Source organism: Rhizobium sp. RCC_161_2 (assembly GCF_041355235.1).
Classification (GTDB): Bacteria; Pseudomonadota; Alphaproteobacteria; order Rhizobiales; family Rhizobiaceae; genus Rhizobium.
Map to the genome: position 1 here is coordinate 425,502 of NZ_JBFUPL010000002.1, position 17,465 is coordinate 442,966.

General features: G+C 60.6%; 18 protein-coding genes and 2 riboswitches. Of the genes, 13 read left to right on the plus strand and 5 right to left on the minus strand.

All coding sequences use genetic code 11. From position 1 onward, the window contains the following. Positions 1 to 134: 134 nt before the first annotated feature. The 9 genes from AB6803_RS06160 to AB6803_RS06200 all read left to right on the plus strand — a co-directional run bounded on the left by AB6803_RS06160 (position 135) and on the right by AB6803_RS06200 (position 8,343). On the plus strand, positions 135 to 1,301 hold the full coding sequence (locus AB6803_RS06160; protein WP_371108052.1) for a cysteine desulfurase family protein: 1,167 nt from the start codon (positions 135 to 137) through the stop codon (positions 1,299 to 1,301). 147 nt (positions 1,302 to 1,448) lie between these two features. After that, positions 1,449 to 2,918, plus strand: coding sequence for a Fe-S cluster assembly protein SufB (gene sufB / locus AB6803_RS06165; protein WP_371108053.1), 1,470 nt, complete (start codon positions 1,449 to 1,451; stop codon positions 2,916 to 2,918). Further along, positions 2,918 to 3,286: an ADP-ribosylation/crystallin J1 gene (locus tag AB6803_RS06170; RefSeq protein WP_371108054.1), complete on the plus strand. Its 369-nt coding sequence runs from the start codon at positions 2,918 to 2,920 to the stop codon at positions 3,284 to 3,286. Before sufB ends, AB6803_RS06170 begins: the two co-directional genes overlap by 1 nt. 65 nt (positions 3,287 to 3,351) lie before the next feature. Further along, positions 3,352 to 4,107, plus strand: a complete 756-nt coding sequence (gene sufC, locus AB6803_RS06175) for a Fe-S cluster assembly ATPase SufC (protein WP_371108055.1) — start codon at positions 3,352 to 3,354, stop codon at positions 4,105 to 4,107. Positions 4,108 to 4,129: 22 nt separating this feature from the next. Continuing rightward, complete coding sequence (sufD, locus tag AB6803_RS06180) at positions 4,130 to 5,404, plus strand: Fe-S cluster assembly protein SufD (RefSeq protein WP_371108056.1); 1,275 nt, start codon at positions 4,130 to 4,132, stop codon at positions 5,402 to 5,404. A gap of 18 nt (positions 5,405 to 5,422) precedes the next feature. After that, entirely contained in the window at positions 5,423 to 6,664 is a 1,242-nt protein-coding gene (locus AB6803_RS06185; protein ID WP_371108057.1) for a cysteine desulfurase, read from the plus strand. An 11-nt stretch (positions 6,665 to 6,675) separates the two neighbouring features. Next, a complete protein-coding gene (locus AB6803_RS06190; RefSeq protein ID WP_007696242.1) occupies positions 6,676 to 7,056 on the plus strand; it encodes an SUF system Fe-S cluster assembly protein in 381 nt (126 codons plus the stop codon). Between the two features lie 75 nt (positions 7,057 to 7,131). Then, positions 7,132 to 7,521: a Fe-S cluster assembly scaffold SufA gene (gene sufA, locus AB6803_RS06195; RefSeq protein ID WP_174161688.1), complete on the plus strand. Its 390-nt coding sequence runs from the start codon at positions 7,132 to 7,134 to the stop codon at positions 7,519 to 7,521. 129 nt (positions 7,522 to 7,650) lie between these two features. Beyond that, on the plus strand, positions 7,651 to 8,343 hold the full coding sequence (locus tag AB6803_RS06200) for a ZIP family metal transporter (protein ID WP_371108058.1): 693 nt from the start codon (positions 7,651 to 7,653) through the stop codon (positions 8,341 to 8,343). Positions 8,344 to 8,400: 57 nt separating this feature from the next. Here the strand turns inward: AB6803_RS06200 and AB6803_RS06205 are convergent, their stop codons facing one another. The 5 genes from AB6803_RS06205 to gcvT form a co-directional block, all read right to left on the minus strand. Continuing rightward, complete coding sequence (locus tag AB6803_RS06205; protein WP_371108059.1) at positions 8,401 to 8,667, minus strand: addiction module antidote protein; 267 nt, start codon at positions 8,665 to 8,667, stop codon at positions 8,401 to 8,403. A gap of 1 nt (position 8,668) precedes the next feature. After that, on the minus strand, positions 8,669 to 9,289 hold the full coding sequence (locus tag AB6803_RS06210; RefSeq protein WP_371108060.1) for an alpha/beta hydrolase: 621 nt from the start codon (positions 9,287 to 9,289) through the stop codon (positions 8,669 to 8,671). A 150-nt stretch (positions 9,290 to 9,439) separates the two neighbouring features. Next, positions 9,440 to 12,304: an aminomethyl-transferring glycine dehydrogenase gene (gene gcvP, locus AB6803_RS06215; protein WP_371108061.1), complete on the minus strand. Its 2,865-nt coding sequence runs from the start codon at positions 12,302 to 12,304 to the stop codon at positions 9,440 to 9,442. After that, positions 12,304 to 12,666, minus strand: a complete 363-nt coding sequence (gene gcvH / locus AB6803_RS06220) for a glycine cleavage system protein GcvH (RefSeq protein ID WP_371108062.1) — start codon at positions 12,664 to 12,666, stop codon at positions 12,304 to 12,306. The genes gcvP and gcvH overlap by 1 nt, the downstream gene beginning before the upstream one ends. Positions 12,667 to 12,693: 27 nt before the next feature. Further along, positions 12,694 to 13,830, minus strand: coding sequence for a glycine cleavage system aminomethyltransferase GcvT (gene gcvT, locus AB6803_RS06225; protein WP_371108063.1), 1,137 nt, complete (start codon positions 13,828 to 13,830; stop codon positions 12,694 to 12,696). Between the two features lie 71 nt (positions 13,831 to 13,901). After that, positions 13,902 to 13,979: riboswitch (glycine riboswitch) on the minus strand. 3 nt (positions 13,980 to 13,982) lie between these two features. Further along, positions 13,983 to 14,066, minus strand: a riboswitch (glycine riboswitch). Between the two features lie 183 nt (positions 14,067 to 14,249). Between gcvT and AB6803_RS06230 the strand changes: the two genes are divergently transcribed. The 4 genes from AB6803_RS06230 to AB6803_RS06245 all read left to right on the plus strand — a co-directional run bounded on the left by AB6803_RS06230 (position 14,250) and on the right by AB6803_RS06245 (position 17,446). Continuing rightward, entirely contained in the window at positions 14,250 to 14,783 is a 534-nt protein-coding gene (locus AB6803_RS06230) for a copper chaperone PCu(A)C (protein WP_371108064.1), read from the plus strand. A gap of 219 nt (positions 14,784 to 15,002) precedes the next feature. Further along, on the plus strand, positions 15,003 to 16,001 hold the full coding sequence (locus AB6803_RS06235) for an RluA family pseudouridine synthase (RefSeq protein ID WP_371108065.1): 999 nt from the start codon (positions 15,003 to 15,005) through the stop codon (positions 15,999 to 16,001). After that, a complete protein-coding gene (locus AB6803_RS06240) occupies positions 15,998 to 16,651 on the plus strand; it encodes an HAD-IA family hydrolase (protein WP_371108066.1) in 654 nt (217 codons plus the stop codon). The genes AB6803_RS06235 and AB6803_RS06240 overlap by 4 nt, the downstream gene beginning before the upstream one ends. 9 nt (positions 16,652 to 16,660) lie before the next feature. Continuing rightward, positions 16,661 to 17,446 (plus strand): ATP12 family chaperone protein, encoded by a 786-nt coding sequence (locus AB6803_RS06245; protein ID WP_371108067.1) that lies wholly within the window; start codon positions 16,661 to 16,663, stop codon positions 17,444 to 17,446. Positions 17,447 to 17,465 lie beyond the last annotated feature (19 nt).

Below are 17,465 nucleotides of genomic sequence, written 5' to 3' on the forward strand. Positions count from 1 at the left end.
CGAAACTTGGTACGGTCTTCCACGCGTTGCTTGTTCAACGGTTTGTGGAACGTGTCATAAGGCATGCCCGGTCGAAATTTCAAGGAAAATGCACCGGGCGGCGCAACAAGGCTTTGTCAGGCAGGAAGAAGATTATGGCTGCAACGCGCCTTTATCTCGACTGGAACGCCACCGCTCCGCTCCATCCGGCGGCGCGCGATGCTATGTTGCATGCCTTGGATCTTTATGGAAACCCTAATTCCGTGCATGGCGAGGGCAGGGCAACGCGGGCGGCGATCGAGGCCGCGCGTCGGCAGGTTGCAAGCCTGATGGGTGCCGACCCGGCGCATGTCATTTTCACCAGCGGCGCGACCGAAGCCGCCAATATGGTGTTGACGCCGGAATTTCGCATGGGCCGCACGCCGCTGGCGATCGGCCGCCTCTATATCTCGGCGATCGAACATCCGGCCGTGCGTGAAGGCGGGCGCTTTGCGAAGGATAAGATCAGCGAAATTCCGGTGACGCCGAAAGGGACAGTCGATCTGGCCGCGCTGGAAACGATGCTTGCCGCGCATGACAAGACCGAGGGGCTGCCGATGGTGGCGATCATGCTCGCCAATAACGAGACCGGCATTGTTCAGCCCGTGTCTGAAGCGGCAAAGATCGTGCAGGCGTTCGGCGGCTTGTTTGTCGTTGACGCGGTTCAGGCGGCTGGCCGGATTCCGCTCGATGTCAATGCGATCGGCGCGGATTTCCTCATCGTCTCGTCGCATAAGATCGGCGGACCGAAAGGGGCGGGTGCATTGATCTCTCGCGGCGAAGTGCTGATGCCGAAGCCGTTGATCCATGGCGGGGGCCAAGAAAAGGGCCATCGTTCCGGCACGGAAAACGCGCTTGGGATCATCGGCTTTGGTGCCGCCGCAGCTGCGGCTATTGCCGAGCTTGATCACCGCAATGCGGATGTGGCAAAGCTCCGTGACCGGCTGGAAGTGGGCATGAAACTTGCCGCGCCTGATGTCATCATTCACGGCGAGGACGGCGCGCGCGTGCCGAATACCAGCTTCTTCACCCTGCCGGGGCTGAAGTCCGAAACCGGGCAGATCGCCTTTGATCTCGAAGGTGTGGCGATCTCGGCAGGCTCGGCCTGCTCCTCCGGCAAGGTCGGCGAAAGCCATGTGCTGTCGGCGATGGGCTGCGATCCGAAGCTCGGAGCGCTGCGTATTTCGCTCGGGTTTACGACGACCGAAGAGGATGTCGAACGCGCGATTGCCGCCTTCGCCAGAATTGCCGGACGACGCAAACCTGCGGGCGCTGCGGCCTGACGACTTACAATTTTGCGGAAACACAAATTTCCGCTTGCCAAGCGGGCTGAAAAGTCCCTTTTGGCCGACTACATAGAGGGTAGGCGAAAGTCTGCTGAAACGTTGACAAGCTGCCGGACCTTGGATCCGGCGAGATTGGAGAACGACATGGCTGCCGTCCAAGAAACAATCGATCAGGTTCGTCTGATTGACGTGGACCAGTACAAGTATGGTTTTGAGACCATCATCGAAATGGACAAGGCTCCGAAAGGCCTGTCCGAGGATATTGTTCGCTTTATTTCCGCCAAGAAGCAGGAACCGGAGTGGATGCTGGAATGGCGCCTGGAGGCTTACCGCCGCTGGCTGACGCTGGACGAGCCCACTTGGGCGCGAGTCGACTATCCAAAGATCGACTTCAACGACATCTATTACTACGCCGCGCCGAAGACCACTCCTGGCCCGACCTCGCTTGACGAAGTCGATCCTGAGCTGTTGAAGGTCTATGAGAAACTCGGCATTCCGCTGCGCGAGCAGGAAATCCTCGCCGGCGTCGAGCGGCCGAAGATCGCCGTCGATGCAGTGTTCGATTCGGTCTCCGTGGTCACCACCTTCAAGGAAGAGCTGAAGAAGGCCGGCGTGATCTTCATGTCGATCTCGGAAGCTGTCCGCGAGCATCCCGATCTCGTGCGCAAATATCTCGGCACCGTCGTTCCGACGACCGATAATTACTATGCGACGCTGAATTCCGCCGTGTTTACCGACGGCTCCTTCGTCTTCGTGCCGAAGGGCGTGCGGTGCCCGATGGAGCTATCGACCTATTTCCGCATCAACGAGAAGAACACCGGCCAGTTCGAGCGCACGCTGATCATCGCCGAAGAGGGAGCCTACGTCTCCTATCTGGAAGGCTGCACGGCGCCGCAGCGCGACGAAAACCAGCTGCATGCGGCTGTCGTCGAGTTGGTCGCGCTCGATGATGCTGAGATCAAGTATTCGACGGTGCAGAACTGGTATCCGGGCGACAAGAACGGCAAGGGCGGCATCTACAATTTCGTCACCAAGCGTGGCGATTGCCGCGGCCATCGTTCCAAGATCTCCTGGACGCAGGTCGAGACCGGTTCGGCAATCACCTGGAAGTATCCGTCCTGCATCCTGCGCGGCGACGACAGCCGTGGCGAGTTCTATTCGATCGCCGTCTCCAACGGTCATCAGCAGGTCGACAGCGGCACCAAGATGATCCATCTCGGCAAGAACACGTCAAGCCGCATCGTGTCGAAGGGCATCGCTGCCGGCGTCTCGCAGAACACCTATCGCGGCCAGGTCTCGGCTCACCGCAAGGCGTCGAACGCGCGTAACTTCACGCAGTGCGACTCGCTGCTGATCGGCGACAAGTGCGGCGCGCATACGGTGCCCTACATCGAGGCGAAGAACTCGACGGCGCAGTTCGAGCATGAAGCCACGACGTCGAAGATCTCTGAAGATCAGCTGTTCTACTGCCTGCAGCGCGGCATCCCGACCGAAGCTGCGATCGCGCTGATCGTCAACGGCTTCGTCAAGGAAGTCCTGCAGGAGCTGCCGATGGAATTCGCCGTGGAAGCGCAGAAGCTGATCGGCATCTCGTTGGAAGGCAGCGTGGGGTGATGGCCGCAGTAGAGACAGTCACACTCTTCCGCCCAGTTGGATTGGAAGAGTTGAAGCTGATCGAGGAGAGCGGATGGAAAGCCTTTCCGCCACGACTTCCGGATCAGCCGATTTTCTATCCTGTGACGAACGAAGGTTACGCAGCTCAGATTGCAAGAGACTGGAACACCAAGGTCGGATCGCAGCGCGGTTACGTGACACGTTTTGATGTTAATGCCGCTTATGCATCGCGTTTTGAACGCAAGATCGTTGGCGGACGGGAACATGAAGAGCTTTGGGTGCCAGCGGAAGAACTCGACGAATTCAATCGCAATATCATTGGCGCGATTGTTGTAACGCAGAGCTTCATGCCGGCAGACGATCGCTAAACCTATAGAGACAATCACCGTTGGTTCGATAACCAATCGCCAAGGGTGGGATGAAGGAAACGAATATGCTTGAAATCAAGAACCTGCATGCCCGCATCGCCGAAGACGGCACCGAGATCATTCGTGGTCTGAACCTGACGGTAAAGGCCGGCGAAGTTGCTGCCATCATGGGCCCGAACGGCTCCGGCAAGTCGACGCTCTCCTATATCCTTGCCGGCCGCGACGACTACGAAGTGACCGAGGGCGATATCCTCTATAACGGCGAGAGCATTCTCGAGCTTGATGCTGCCGAGCGCGCCGCCAAGGGTATTTTCCTCGCCTTCCAATATCCGGTCGAAATCCCCGGTGTTGCCACCATGCAGTTCCTGAAGGTGGCGATGAACGAGCAGCGCAAGGCGCGCGGCGAGGCTGAGTTGACGACGCCGGACTTCATGCGTCGCGTCAAGGAAGCTGCCGGTAAGCTACAGATCAACACCGAGATGCTGAAGCGTCCGCTGAACGTCGGTTTCTCCGGTGGCGAGAAGAAGCGCGCCGAGATCCTGCAGATGGCATTGCTCGAGCCGCAGCTTTGCGTGCTTGACGAAACCGACTCCGGTCTCGACATCGATGCACTGAAGATCGTCGCAGATGGCGTCAATGCGTTGCGTTCGCCGGACCGCGCCGTGATCGTCATTACCCACTATCAGCGCCTGCTGGACTACATCGTTCCGGACACCGTCCACGTCCTCTACAAGGGCCAGGTGATCAAGTCCGGCGACAAGACGCTGGCGCACGAACTCGAAGCCAACGGCTATGCCGACATCATTGGGGCTGCGGCCTGATCGGGGCGGAAAGGATACGTCGATGAACGTTCAGACGACGACCCGCCTGACTGCCGCGGAAACCGCGCTGATCGAGGCTTACAACAACCAGCTGGGCGACCTGCCGGGTGACGGAGAAGTCTTCGCTATCCGCGACCGCCTGCTGGACGACCTCAAGACCGCTGGCCTGCCGACGCGGCGCTTCGAAGCTTGGCACTATACCGATTTCAAGAACCTGCTGCGCACGGTTCCGACTGATCTCGGCACTGGCAGCGTCGAGCCGCTGTCGCCGACGGCTGAGGGTTCGGCCGTTCTTTCGGTTCTGCAGGGTCGCGCGGTCGGCAAGACCTCGGTCGATGGCCTGATTGTCGGCCGTTATATCGACAGCCTGACGGACGGCACGGCCGCCGCCGGCCTGGAGGCACTTGGCAGGGATGACGCGATTGGCCGCATCAATGCCAGCTTCGTGCGCGATGGCTACGTCATCGAATTTCCCGATGGCACTGAGCTCGATGCACCGCTGGAGATCCAGTTCATCCATGCTGGCGGACAGATTCACAGCCGCCTGCCTGTTACGTTCGGCGCCGGTGCCAAGGCAACCGTGATCGAGCGTCACGAGGGTGTTGCGGGCGCTGCTGCGCTGGTGTCCTCGATCAGTGACATCACGGTCGGCAAGGGTGCCGAGGTGACCTGGATCATCCTGCAGGAGCAGGGTTCCGAGGATACGCATCTCGGCCAGATCCGCATTGATCTCGGTCAGGACGCCAAGCTGAAGCTGTTCGTGATCAATGCCGGCGGAAAGCTGGTGCGCCAGGAGCTGCATATCAAGGTTTCGGGCGAGGGCGCCGAGCTCTCGCTGCGCGGCGTCAATCTGCTCGGTGGCGATACGCATACCGATGTGACGATGGTGCTTGGCCATGACGTGCCGCACACCAGCTCGACGGAGATCGTCCGCAACGTGGTGTTCGACCGCGCTCGCGGCGTCTTCCAGGGCATGATCCGCGTCGCTCCGGATGCGCAGAAGACCGACGCCAAAATGGCTTGCAACACGCTGCTGATGTCCGACGACGCCGAGTTCTCCGTCAAGCCTGAGCTGGAAATCTTCGCCGACGACGTGCAGTGCGGCCATGGCGCTACCGTCGCCGATATCGACAGCAACCATCTCTACTATCTGATGGCGCGCGGCATCCCGAGGAACAAGGCCCGCGCCATGCTGGTCAATGCTTTCGTGGCCGAAATTGTCGAAGAGCTGGAAGACGAAGCACTGGTCGAGGCGCTGGAAGGCGTTATCTTTGCCTGGCTCGAAAAGCACGCCTGATTGATTGGAGCAATGCTCGTGGACAAGATCGTACCAGCCACTGCCTATGACGTTGAAGCGATCCGTCGGGATTTTCCGATACTGTCGACGACCGTTCACGGCAAACCGCTGGTCTATCTCGACAACGGCGCATCGGCACAGAAGCCGCAGGTCGTGATTGACGCCATATCGCATGCCTATTCGAGCGAATATGCCAATGTGCATCGTGGCCTGCACTTCCTCTCCAATGCCGCTACCGAGGCCTATGAAGCTGCGCGCGAAAAGGTGCGCCGCTTCCTGAATGCGCCCTCGGTGGACAATATCGTCTTCACCAAGAACTCGACCGAGGCGATCAATACGGTTGCCTATGGCTGGGGAATGCCGAAGATCGGTGAGGGCGACGAGATCGTCATCTCGATCCTGGAGCATCACTCCAATATCGTGCCCTGGCATTTCATTCGCGAACGGCAGGGCGCCAAGCTGGTCTGGGTGCCGGTCGATGACGAGGGCGCATTCCACATCGAGGATTTCGAAAAGAGCCTGACGGAACGCACCAAGCTCGTCGCCATCACGCATATGTCGAATGCGCTCGGCACTGTCGTCCCGGTCAAGGAAATCTGCCGCATCGCGCATGAGCGCGGCATTCCCGTGCTGATCGACGGTTCGCAGGGCGCTGTGCATATGCCCGTCGACGTGCAGGATATCGATTGCGACTGGTACGTGATGACCGGTCACAAGCTCTATGGTCCCTCGGGGATCGGCGTGCTCTACGGCAAGAAGGACAGGCTTGCCGAGATGCGGCCGTTCCAGGGCGGCGGCGAGATGATCTTCGACGTCACCGAGGAAAATGTCACCTACAATGATCCGCCGCATCGTTTCGAGGCCGGCACGCCGCCGATCGTCCAGGCGATCGGGCTCGGCTATGCGCTCGATTACATGGAGAGCGTTGGCCGCGAAGCGATCGCCCGCCACGAAGCCGATCTTTCGGCTTACGCGGCGGAACGGCTCAGAGACATCAACTCTCTGCGTGTTATTGGCACGGCGCCCGGCAAAGGTGGTATATTCTCCTTTGAACTCGCCGGCATCCATGCTCATGACGTGTCGATGGTGATCGATCGTCAGGGTGTTGCGGTGCGGGCGGGAACGCATTGCGCCCAGCCGCTCTTGAAACGCTTCGGCGTCACCTCCACATGCCGAGCATCGTTCGGCATGTACAATACCCGAGCCGAGGTAGACGCCCTGGCCGATGCGCTGGAATATGCGCGCAAATTCTTTGCCTAAGGAGGCACGCGATGTCACTCGACGAAAGCGAACAGAAGATCGACGTGCGCGAAGGCCTCGTGCATTCGAGCATCCCCGAGGAAGAGCTGGCTCGTCTCAGCGATGACGTCATCAGCGCGCTGAAAACAGTCTATGACCCTGAAATTCCCGCCGATATCTTCGAACTCGGGCTGATCTACAAGATCGACATCGAAGACGACCGCATGGTGAAGATCGTCATGACGCTGACCGCGCCCGGCTGCCCTGTCGCCGGCGAGATGCCAGGCTGGGTCGAAAACGCCGTCGGCGCCGTCGAAGGCGTGTCGGGCGTCGAAGTCAGCATGACCTTCGACCCACCGTGGTCGGCGGACCGCATGTCGGAAGAAGCGCAGGTGGCGATCGGCTGGTATTGAAGCTTTAAGCCGCTCGCTTTACATTATGACTCGAAGCACCGGATCTTGACCCGGTTGTGGAAGGAGAATGGGCCCATGGGCTTTGCTGTAATGACCATGACCGAGACCGCCGCAGCGCGCGTCAAGGCGATCGTCGAGAATTCCGGCCCCGATGCCAAGGGCGTTCGCGTCGGCATAAAGAAGGGCGGCTGCGCCGGGATGGAATATACCATCGATCTGGTGACCGAGCCGAATGCCAAGGACGACCTTATCGAGCATAACGGCGCCAAGGTCTGGGTCGAGCCGTCGGCCGTGCTTTATCTTCTCGGCACCCAGATGGGCTTCGAGACCACGACGCTGCGCTCGGGCTTCACCTTCACCAATCCGAACCAGACATCGGCCTGCGGCTGCGGCGAATCCGTCGAGTTGAAGCCGGCTGATCTTGCCGCGTTGGCGGCACAGCGTCAGGCAGCGCCTGCCGCCTGATGCGGGTTTCGCCGTATTTTACCTTGTGGCGTTTCGTGCTTTGATCGATATCCTGGGTTTTCTCCGCCGCCTCGTTGGCTAACCGGCGCAGCTGGATAAAGTCGAGAAAGCGAGCAACGGAGGGACTGTATGGCGGCTTCGGCGTGGGTTTATACGTTGATCCCGGCAACGGCAGCCATCATGGGCTCTGTGGTTGCGGTGAACACGCGGCCCGGGCCTAATTTTGTCAGCGCGATCCAGCATTTTGCCGCAGGCGTCGTGTTTGCGGCCGCCGCCGGCGAAATCCTTCCTGAGGTCATGCATCAAGGCAATCCCTTGGCGACGGTGATCGGTGGCGCGATCGGCGTAATCGTCATGTTGCTGGTCAAACAATTGGAAAATTGGGCAAAAGGGCCAGTCGGCCTCCTGGCGGCTATCGGAATCGATATCCTGATCGATGGCCTTGTGCTCGGCATTGGGTTTGCCGCTGGCCCGAAGGTCGGCTTGCTGCTGACCATCGCCCTGACGATCGAGGTGCTGTTCCTTGGCTTGACCGTGGCTACTGAGCTTGGCGAGAGCGTCCGCTCCCGCACCAGGATCGTCGCCGTCACGGCGGCGCTGACGCTTCTGCTACCAATAGGCGCTTTGCTCGGAACGCCGGTGGCGTTGCTGCCCGGCCCCATCTTGACTGGATTCTTCTCGTTCGGCCTGATTGCGCTCCTCTATCTCGTCACCGAGGAGCTGCTGATCGAAGCACATGAAACACCCGATCGTCCCTGGGTGACGGCGATGTTCTTCGCAGGCTTTCTGGTGCTCCTCGTGCTTGAAGAAGCGATCGGCTGATCGATGCACGGGTAGGGTTGGCCCGACTTCGAAGCCAATTTTCTTCGAAGCCAATTTTCAATGTGCAGCCGGCACCGGTGTCAGCTTGAGGCCGAGCGCCTTGACGACTTTCAGGATCGTCGCGAATTCCGGATTTCCTTCGCCACTGAGGGCGCGGTAGAGCGCCGAGCGGTTCATGCCGACATCCTTGGCGAGCTTGCTCATGTTTCGCGTGCGCGCCAATTCGCCAAGCGCCTTGGCAATAGAGGAGGGATCGGCTGTTTCGAAGGCGGCTGCGATTTGGCCGTCGACCGTATTCTGCCCGGCAGGTATTTGCTGATCCATCTTATATGCCTTTCCGTATGAGCCAGTCGCCAATCAGCGTGGCTTCGCTTTCGTGCAAGCCGTGTCCCGTAGGCAGCATATGCATGCTGACATCGGCGTGGCAGTTCTCGAATTGTCGGTGGACCAGCGGCGCATCGCCCGGCTCGCGGCGTTGGTCGTTCTCGCCCGCCGTCATCAGGATTGGTAGGCCAGGCATCGATGGGAAGCTTGCTTCGGGAGCCGGAGACAAGGGGCGCATCAGAACTGCGCCCGATACGATATCCGGTCGAGCGCGCAGGATCGAGGCGGCCATGATGGCGCCGTTGGAGAAGCCAACGAGAATCGGCGGCTGTTTCAATATGCCTTGTTCGCTCGCTTCCGTAATAAAACGGCAGAGCAGGTGCGTCTGCTCGACGAGATCACCATAGTCGAGACTGCGATCGGGATTGCGGCGGAAGAAGGCGAACCCGTCTTCCCATTCCACACCGCCGCGCAAGGACATGTAGGGCCGCTGCGGTGCAATGTCGTCCGTAAGGGGAATGAGATCCATCTCGCTTCCGCCGCTGCCATGCAGCAGAAGAAGCGGCGGTGAAGGAAAGTCTTCCCGTCCGGCAATGAAATGAAATCCTGGCAGTTCCGGCATGATATCTAGCTTCCAGCGCCGTTCTTCGCCGCGCCGTGAAAAGCGCCGCGCATCCGATCGGACACGCGGCGCAGTCATAGACATTTTTCACGATAGATTTATGTCGGGTATGAGCGAAGCGGCTGAACCGCTTCACTTTTTTCGGAAACCTTACTCCGCGGCTTCAGCGTAATCCTCGACCGGCGGGCAGGAGCACACCAGATTCCGATCGCCGTAGACATTGTCGACGCGGTTGACGGGCGACCAGTATTTATCGACGCGGAAGGCCCCCGGCGGGAAGCAGGCCTGTTCGCGGGAATAGGGCCGGTTCCACTCGCCGACGAGGTCTTCGACCGTGTGCGGCGCGTTTTTCAGCGGGTTGTCGACCTTGTCCATCCGGCCCTCTTCGATAGCGCGGGCCTCCTCACGGATTGCCAGCATCGCCGCGCAGAAGCGGTCGAGCTCGGCCTTGGTCTCCGATTCGGTCGGCTCGATCATCAGCGTGCCGGCGACCGGCCAGCTCATGGTCGGTGCGTGAAACCCGCAATCGATCAGGCGCTTGGCGACGTCATCAACTGTGACGCCGGCGCTGTCGACCAGCGGGCGTGTGTCGATGATGCATTCATGCGCTACACGGCCGGTCTTCGACTTGTAGAGCACGTCGTAAGCGCCCTTCAGCCGCGCGGCGATGTAGTTGGCGTTGAGGATCGCGACCTTAGTCGCCTGCGTCAGCCCTTCGCCGCCCATCATTAGGCAATAGCTCCAGGAGATCGGCAGGATGGATGCCGAGCCGAAGGCTGCTGCCGATACCGCGCCGGGGCGTCCGTCCGTTTGCGGGTGGCCGGGCAGGTGTTCCGCCAGATGCGCCTTGACGCCGATCGGGCCCATGCCGGGACCGCCGCCACCATGCGGGATGCAGAAGGTCTTGTGCAGGTTCAAATGGCTGACATCGGAGCCGATATCGCCCGGACGGGAAAGACCGACCATAGCGTTCATGTTGGCGCCGTCGAGATAGACTTGGCCGCCATGCTCGTGCACGAGATCGCAGATCTCCTTCACCGTCTCCTCGAAGACGCCGTGCGTCGAGGGGTAGGTGATCATGCAGCAGGAAAGGTTGGCGGCATATTGCTCGGCCTTGGCGCGGAAATCGGCCATGTCGATGTCGCCGTCATCGCTGACCTTGATGACAACCACCTTCATGCCGGCCATCTGCGCCGAGGCCGGATTGGTGCCATGCGCCGAGGTCGGGATCAGGCAGATGTCGCGGTGACCCTCGCCATTGGCGATATGATAGTTGCGGATGGTGAGCAGGCCGGCATATTCGCCCTGCGCGCCGGAATTTGGCTGCATGGAGAAGGCATCGTAGCCGGTGACGGCGCAGAGCTTTTCCGTCAGATCGTCGATCATCTCGCGATAGCCGAGCGCTTGGTCGGCCGGCACGAAAGGATGAATATCCGAGAATTCAGGCCAGCTTATCGGCAACATCTCAGCTGTTGCATTAAGCTTCATCGTGCAGGAGCCGAGCGGGATCATCGAGCGGTCGAGCGCCAGATCGCGGTCGGAAAGCCGGCGGATATAGCGGGTCATCTCGCTTTCGGCGCGGTTCATGTGGAAGATCGGATGCGTCAGGTATTCGCTGGTGCGCAGCAGGGTCTTCGGCAAGCGATAGCCGGGCTCAAAGTCGGCCAGGCGGAAATTACCGCCAAAGGCGCGCCAGACGGCTTCCAGCGTTGCCGGACGCGTCCGCTCGTCAAGGCTCATGCCGATCCTGGTTTCGCCGACCTTGCGCAGGTTGACACCTTCGGCAACGGCGGCGCGCAGGATCAGGCCCTGCATATGGCCGACCTCGACGGTAATGGTGTCGAAGAAGGTCTCCTGCTCGATGGTGTAGCCGAGTTTCTCGAGGCCCTTGGCCATCAGCACGGCCTTCTGGTGCACCTGCTGGGCGATTGCCTTCAGGCCTTGTGGTCCATGGAAGACGGCATACATCGAGGCCATGACGGCAAGCAGGACCTGCGCGGTGCAGATGTTCGACGTCGCCTTTTCGCGACGGATATGCTGTTCGCGGGTCTGCAGCGACAGGCGGTAGGCGCGATTGCCGCGTGCATCGATGGACACGCCAACGAGACGGCCGGGCATGGAGCGCTTATAGGAGTCCTTGACGGCCATATAGGCCGCATGTGGTCCACCATAGCCGACCGGCACGCCGAAGCGCTGCGAGCAGCCGATGGCGATATCCGCGCCCATCTCGCCGGGCGACTTCAGTAGCGTCAGCGCCAGCGGGTCGGCGGCGACGACGGCAATGGCGCCGGTTTGGTGCAGTCTGGCAATCAGCCCGGTGAAGTCATGGATGTGACCATGCGTGCCCGGATACTGGAAGATAGCGCCGAAGACGTCGACCGGATCGAGATCGGTGAAAGGATTGCCGACGATGACCGACCAGCCTAACGGTTCGGCGCGGGTCCTGATCAGCGCGATCGTCTGCGGATGGCAATCAGCATCGACGAAGAAGGCCTTGGCCTTGGATTTCGCCACGCGCTCGGCCATCGCCATGCCTTCGGCGGCGGCGGTTGCTTCGTCGAGCAGCGAGGCATTGGCGACATCGAGGCCTGTAAGGTCGCAGATCATCGTCTGGTAGTTCAGCAGCGCCTCGAGGCGGCCCTGGCTAATTTCCGGCTGGTAGGGCGTATAGGCGGTGTACCAGGCGGGGTTTTCCAGGATGGTGCGCTGGATGACGGGTGGCGTGATCGTGCCGTAGTAGCCCTGGCCGATCAGCGAGACCAGAACCTTGTTCTTGTTGGCGGTCTCGCGCAGCTTGTCGAGCGCCTCGCGCTCCGTCATCGGCGCGCCCCAAACGAGCGGCACCTTCTGGCGGATGGAGGGCGGCAGTGTCGCGTCGATCAGCTTGTCGAGGCTGCCATAGCCGATCACCTTCAGCATGTCGGCCATCTCCGAGGGAGACGGGCCGATATGGCGGCGATTGGCGAAATCGTAGGGCTGATAGTCGGTGAAGGTAAATTCGGTCGGTGTACTCATTATCCGATCAGCTCCTTGTAACCGGATTCATCAAGCAAACCATCGACATCGGCGACATTCTTCAGCTTCAATTTGAAGAACCAGCCAGCGCCCATCGGGTCGGAATTGACGAGCTCCGGGTCCGCGGTGATGGCTTCGTTGATCTCGGTGATCTCGCCGTCAAGCGGACAATAGACTTCCGAAGCCGCCTTGACGGATTCGACGGTCGCCGCATCGTCGCCCTTGGAGAAGCTGGCGCCGACCTCAGGCAGTTCCACGAAAACGAGATCGCCGAGTTGTCCGGCAGCATGCGCTGTGATCCCAACGGTCGCGACGTCGCCTTCGATGTTCAGCCATTCATGTTCTTCGGTAAATTTAAGCATGGATAATCCTCTCTGGGCTATGACGTCTTAGCGTTTGTAGGTCGGGGTGATGAAAGGCAGGGCAGCTACGGTGACGGGCAGGTATTTGCCTCGCACTTCGGCAAAGATTGGCGTACCCGGTGCAGCGAAGCTGACTGGCACGTAGCCCATGGCAACGGGGCTTTCGACGCTCGGGCCGAAGCCGCCCGAGGTGACCTCGCCGATTTCGGTCTTGCCTTCGGCATCCGCATAGAGCTTGGCATGGCCGCGAACCGGGGCCTTGCCTTCCGGCTTCAGGCCGACGCGGCGGCGCGATGCGCCATTGTCGAGTTCGGCAAGGATGCGCGCGCTACCAGGGAAGCCACCGACGCGGACGCCACCAGTCTTTCGGGCCTTCTGCATGCCCCATTCGAGCGCTGCCTCGACTGGCGTCGTCGTCTGGTCGATGTCGTTGCCGTAGAGACAAAGTCCAGCTTCGAGACGGAGCGAGTCGCGGGCGCCGAGACCGATCGGCTGGACGTCGGGATGTTCGAGCAGCCGCTTGGCAATGTCCTCGGCCTTATCGGCCGGCACAGAGATTTCAAAACCATCTTCGCCGCTATAGCCTGAACGCGAAACCAGGCAGGACACGTCGTGCAGGCGACAATGGCGCACATCCATGAATTTCATATAGGCGAGGTCGGCCCAGAGCTCGGCAAGGACGGCAACGGCGCGTGGTCCTTGCAGCGCGATCAGGGCGCGATCCAGTAAAGTGACTTCGCAGGTATCGCCGATATGGTCTTGAAGATGCTTGAGATCTGCTTCCTTGCAAGAAGCATTGACGACGACGAAGAGATAGTCGTCCATATGGGTGATCATCAGATCGTCGAGGATGCCGCCATTGTCGTCAGTGAAGAATCCGTAGCGCTGACGTCCCTCCGCGAGACCGAGAATATCGACCGGCACGAGGCTTTCCAGGGCCAGCGCCGCATCCTCATATTTGCCGGAGCGGGCGCGGATCGTCACCTGGCCCATATGCGAAACGTCGAACAGGCCGGCAGATGCGCGGGTCCAGAGATGTTCCTTCATCACGCCGGCGGGGTATTGCACCGGCATGTCGTAGCCGGCGAACGGCACCATGCGGGCACCAAGCGACAGATGCAGGGCGTGAAGGGGTGTCTTGTTCAGGGCAGCGGTCTCGTCCAAATGACGTCTCCGGGGTTTGCGCTCGGTTAAAAGCGCAGGGCTCAAAATTTCGGCGCGGCTGCGCCTTACGATGAGCCCCCTCTGTCCGTTTGCCTGAGATTGTTATCCCTTCGGCGAACGCTTGCGCGTTTCTCTCCAGAGTTCCGTCTGCCCCTTGCTGGTCCTTTGGCCTGAGAGTTTCCGGGGCGGTTGCTCCTTCGGCACCGGCTCGCACCGGATTCTCCCAACAAGGTTGAGTGCCATTATCTGGTAGTCGTCAGAGATGGCAAGGGGCAAATGTCGCCCTCGAACAAATTTTTGTCGCGCGCCTTGTTTGAGCACACGCGGAAGTGCGCGACCGGCGGATGCTTGGGACTTTGCAACGGCGCTTCGAGACGCTATCCCATCAAGCCAAAAGAGGAACAGGGCAGGAGACAATGATGAACCGCAACTATGCCGCAGCATTGCTGATATCGGCGACCGCACTTTCGTTCTCGACCACAGCCGTCACGGCACAGCAGAGCAACGACGCCAACGGTATGCAGGGTATGCACATGGATGCGGGCAAGGCGCCAACCGGATCCGCGACGGCCAAGCTCGGCGATCTGGACATCAGCGGCGGCTACGTGCGTGCCATGCTGCCGGGCCAGCCGGTCGGCGGCGGCTACATCACCATCCACAATGGCGGCAAGAGCGACGACAAGCTCACCTCCGTCACATCGTCGCAAGCCGGCAAGGTCGAACTGCATCAGATGAAGATGGAGGGCACGATCATGAAGATGCGCGAAGTCAAGGAAGGCATCGCCATCCCCGCCGGTGCCACCGTGACGCTTTCGCCGAGCGGCATGCATATGATGTTCAAGCAGGTGAAGACGCCGTTCAAGCAGGGCGGCGCCGTGCCGGTTATGCTGATGTTCGAGAAGGCGGGGATGGTCGATATCACCTTGCCGGTCGTCGCGCCGAATGCAAACTGAGGTTCGGGTAGCCATGCAAAGGGTAACGGCGTCATAAAATTGCCACTCGTGGACAATTCCGGTTTCCACTTTCCCTCGAAATGCTCTAAAGCCACGTCAAAAGGCCGGGATGGACCGGCCCTGGGGCAAGATCGTTCCCAGTTCCCTGATTTGGCATGATGTTGCCCGAAACCGTTTCACAGCTTTCGGGACCACGCCGCGACTTTTGAAAGAAGAAGAATGGCCGGGATTGAGCATATAGAGGTCGAGCCTGACGAGGCCGGCATGCGCCTCGACCGCTGGTTCAAGGTGCATTTCCCTGGGCTCGGCTTTGGGCAGTTGCAGAAGCTCATGCGTTCTGGTCAGGTCCGCGTCGATGGCGGTCGCGTCAAGACCGATGCGCGTGTACAGCCGGGACAGATCGTGCGGATACCGCCGCTGGACGTCGACGCAAAAGGGGTGAAGAGCGGGCCGATCGGCAACAAGGATATGAAGCATTCCAGCGATGCCGATCTTCTGGCGCGCATGCTGCTGCATGAAGACGAGAAGGTCTTCGTGCTGAACAAGCCGGCCGGCCTTGCCGTGCAGGGGGGCTCCGGCCTTACTCGTCACCTCGATAAGATGCTTGAGGCGTGGACGAGCAAGAAGGGCGAGAAGCCGCGCCTAGTGCATCGTCTTGACCGCGACACCTCCGGCGTCCTCGTCGTCGCCCGCACCCGAGGTGCGGCGCAGAAGCTGACCGCGGCCTTCCGAGAACGCGACACCAAAAAGACCTATTGGTCGCTGGTAAAGGGCGTGCCGCGCAAGCATGAGGACAAGATTTCGACCTGGCTGGTGAAGGAAGCGACCGCCGATGGCGACCGCATGCGTATCGCCAAGCATGGAGAAGATGGCGCCGATCACGCCATAACCTATTATCGCGTGCTTGAAACGGCGGCGCAGAGCCTCGCCTGGCTGGAGATGGAGCCCTATACCGGCCGCACGCACCAGCTGCGTGTCCACGCGCTGCATATGGGGCATCCGATCATCGGCGATCCCAAATATTTCGATGACGACCACAACTGGGACTTCCCGGGTGGCGTTCAGAACCGGCTGCATCTGCATGCCCGTCATATCGATATTCCGCATCCCAATGGCGGCCGCCTGCGGGTCACCGCGCCGTTGCCGCCGCATATGGTGCAGACGTGGAACCTTCTCGGCCTTGATATGGCATCGGCGGGGGAGCCGGACGACGAATGAAACTCGTTCTTTTCGATTGCGACGGGACGCTGGTCGACAGCGCGCGGTTGATCCACGAGGTCATGGCTCGCACTTTCGTCGACTTCGGTCACAAGCGGCCCGACGTTGCCTCCACCAAGTCGATCATCGGTCTGACGCTCGATATCGCGATTGCCCGCATGCAGGGCAAGCCGCATGTCGATGACGAGGCAATAGCCATGACGGCGCATTACAAGGCGATCTATCCCGGCGTACGCGACGAGGCGGATATGCAGACGCCGCTTTTCGACGGTATCAAGCCGTTGATCGAGACGCTGGCCGCCCGCGAGGGGTTGTTGCTGGGCGCGGTCACCGGCAAGTCGCGCCGCGGCCTGACGCATATTCTCGAGGTGAACGGCTTTACGCCCTATTTCATCGTCTCGCGCACCGCGGACGATTGCCCCTCGAAGCCGCATCCGGCGATGGTGACGGAGTGCTGCAGCGAGACGGGAATGGATCCGCATGATACCATCGTGATTGGCGATGCTATCTACGACATGCAGATGGCGAAGGCAGCGGGTGCGACCGCAATCGGCGTTGCCTGGGGCTATGCCTCGGTGGAAGAGCTGCTGGCCGCCGGCGCTGACACTATTGCCCATCATCCGAACGACCTGTTGAGCCATATTCTCTGAGGTGACGCCATGCGCGACCTGTTGAACGACCTTTCCGAAGGCCTGAGCCATCCTGATCCGATCCGCCGGGCGCAGATCCAGATGAAGAAGCCTTTGCCGAAACGCTTCTACAAGGATGTGGGCATCCGCGAGGGCGAGGACGGCCATGTGATCGAGCTGGACGGCAAGGTGGTGAAGACGCCAGCCCGCCGATCGCTCGCGGTGCCGACCGAGGCGCTGGCGAAACTGGTAGCAGCCGAATGGGCACGGCAGGTAGAGATCATCGACCCAGCCGTCATGCCGGTCACGCGCCTGGTCAATACTGCGCTCGATGGCGTGGCGACCGATCCGCAAGCGGTCTTCGAGGACATCCTGCGCTTTTCCTCCAGCGACCTGCTCTGCTATCGCGCCGATCAGCCGGAGCGTCTGGTGGAGCGGCAATCGGAGCGGTGGGATCCGCTGATCGACTGGGCAGCCAATGAGCTCGGCGCTCGCTTCATCCTGGCGGAAGGCGTCATGCATCAGGAACAGCCGCGCGAGGCGATCGCGGCCTTTGCCGTGACGCTGCGCAAATACGACACGCCGCTGGAGCTTGCCAGCCTACACACGATCACCACGCTGACGGGTTCGGCAATCCTGGCGCTCGCCTTCGCCGAGGGACGGCTACCTCTCGCCGAGGTCTGGTCGCTCGCTCATCTCGATGAAGACTGGACAATCGAACAATGGGGTCATGACGAGGAAGCCGATCATCGCCGCGCCCAGCGCTTCGAAGAGTTTCAGGCGGCAACGGATGCATTTTCTGCGCTTCGCAGTTGAATGTTGTTGATTTCCAGTC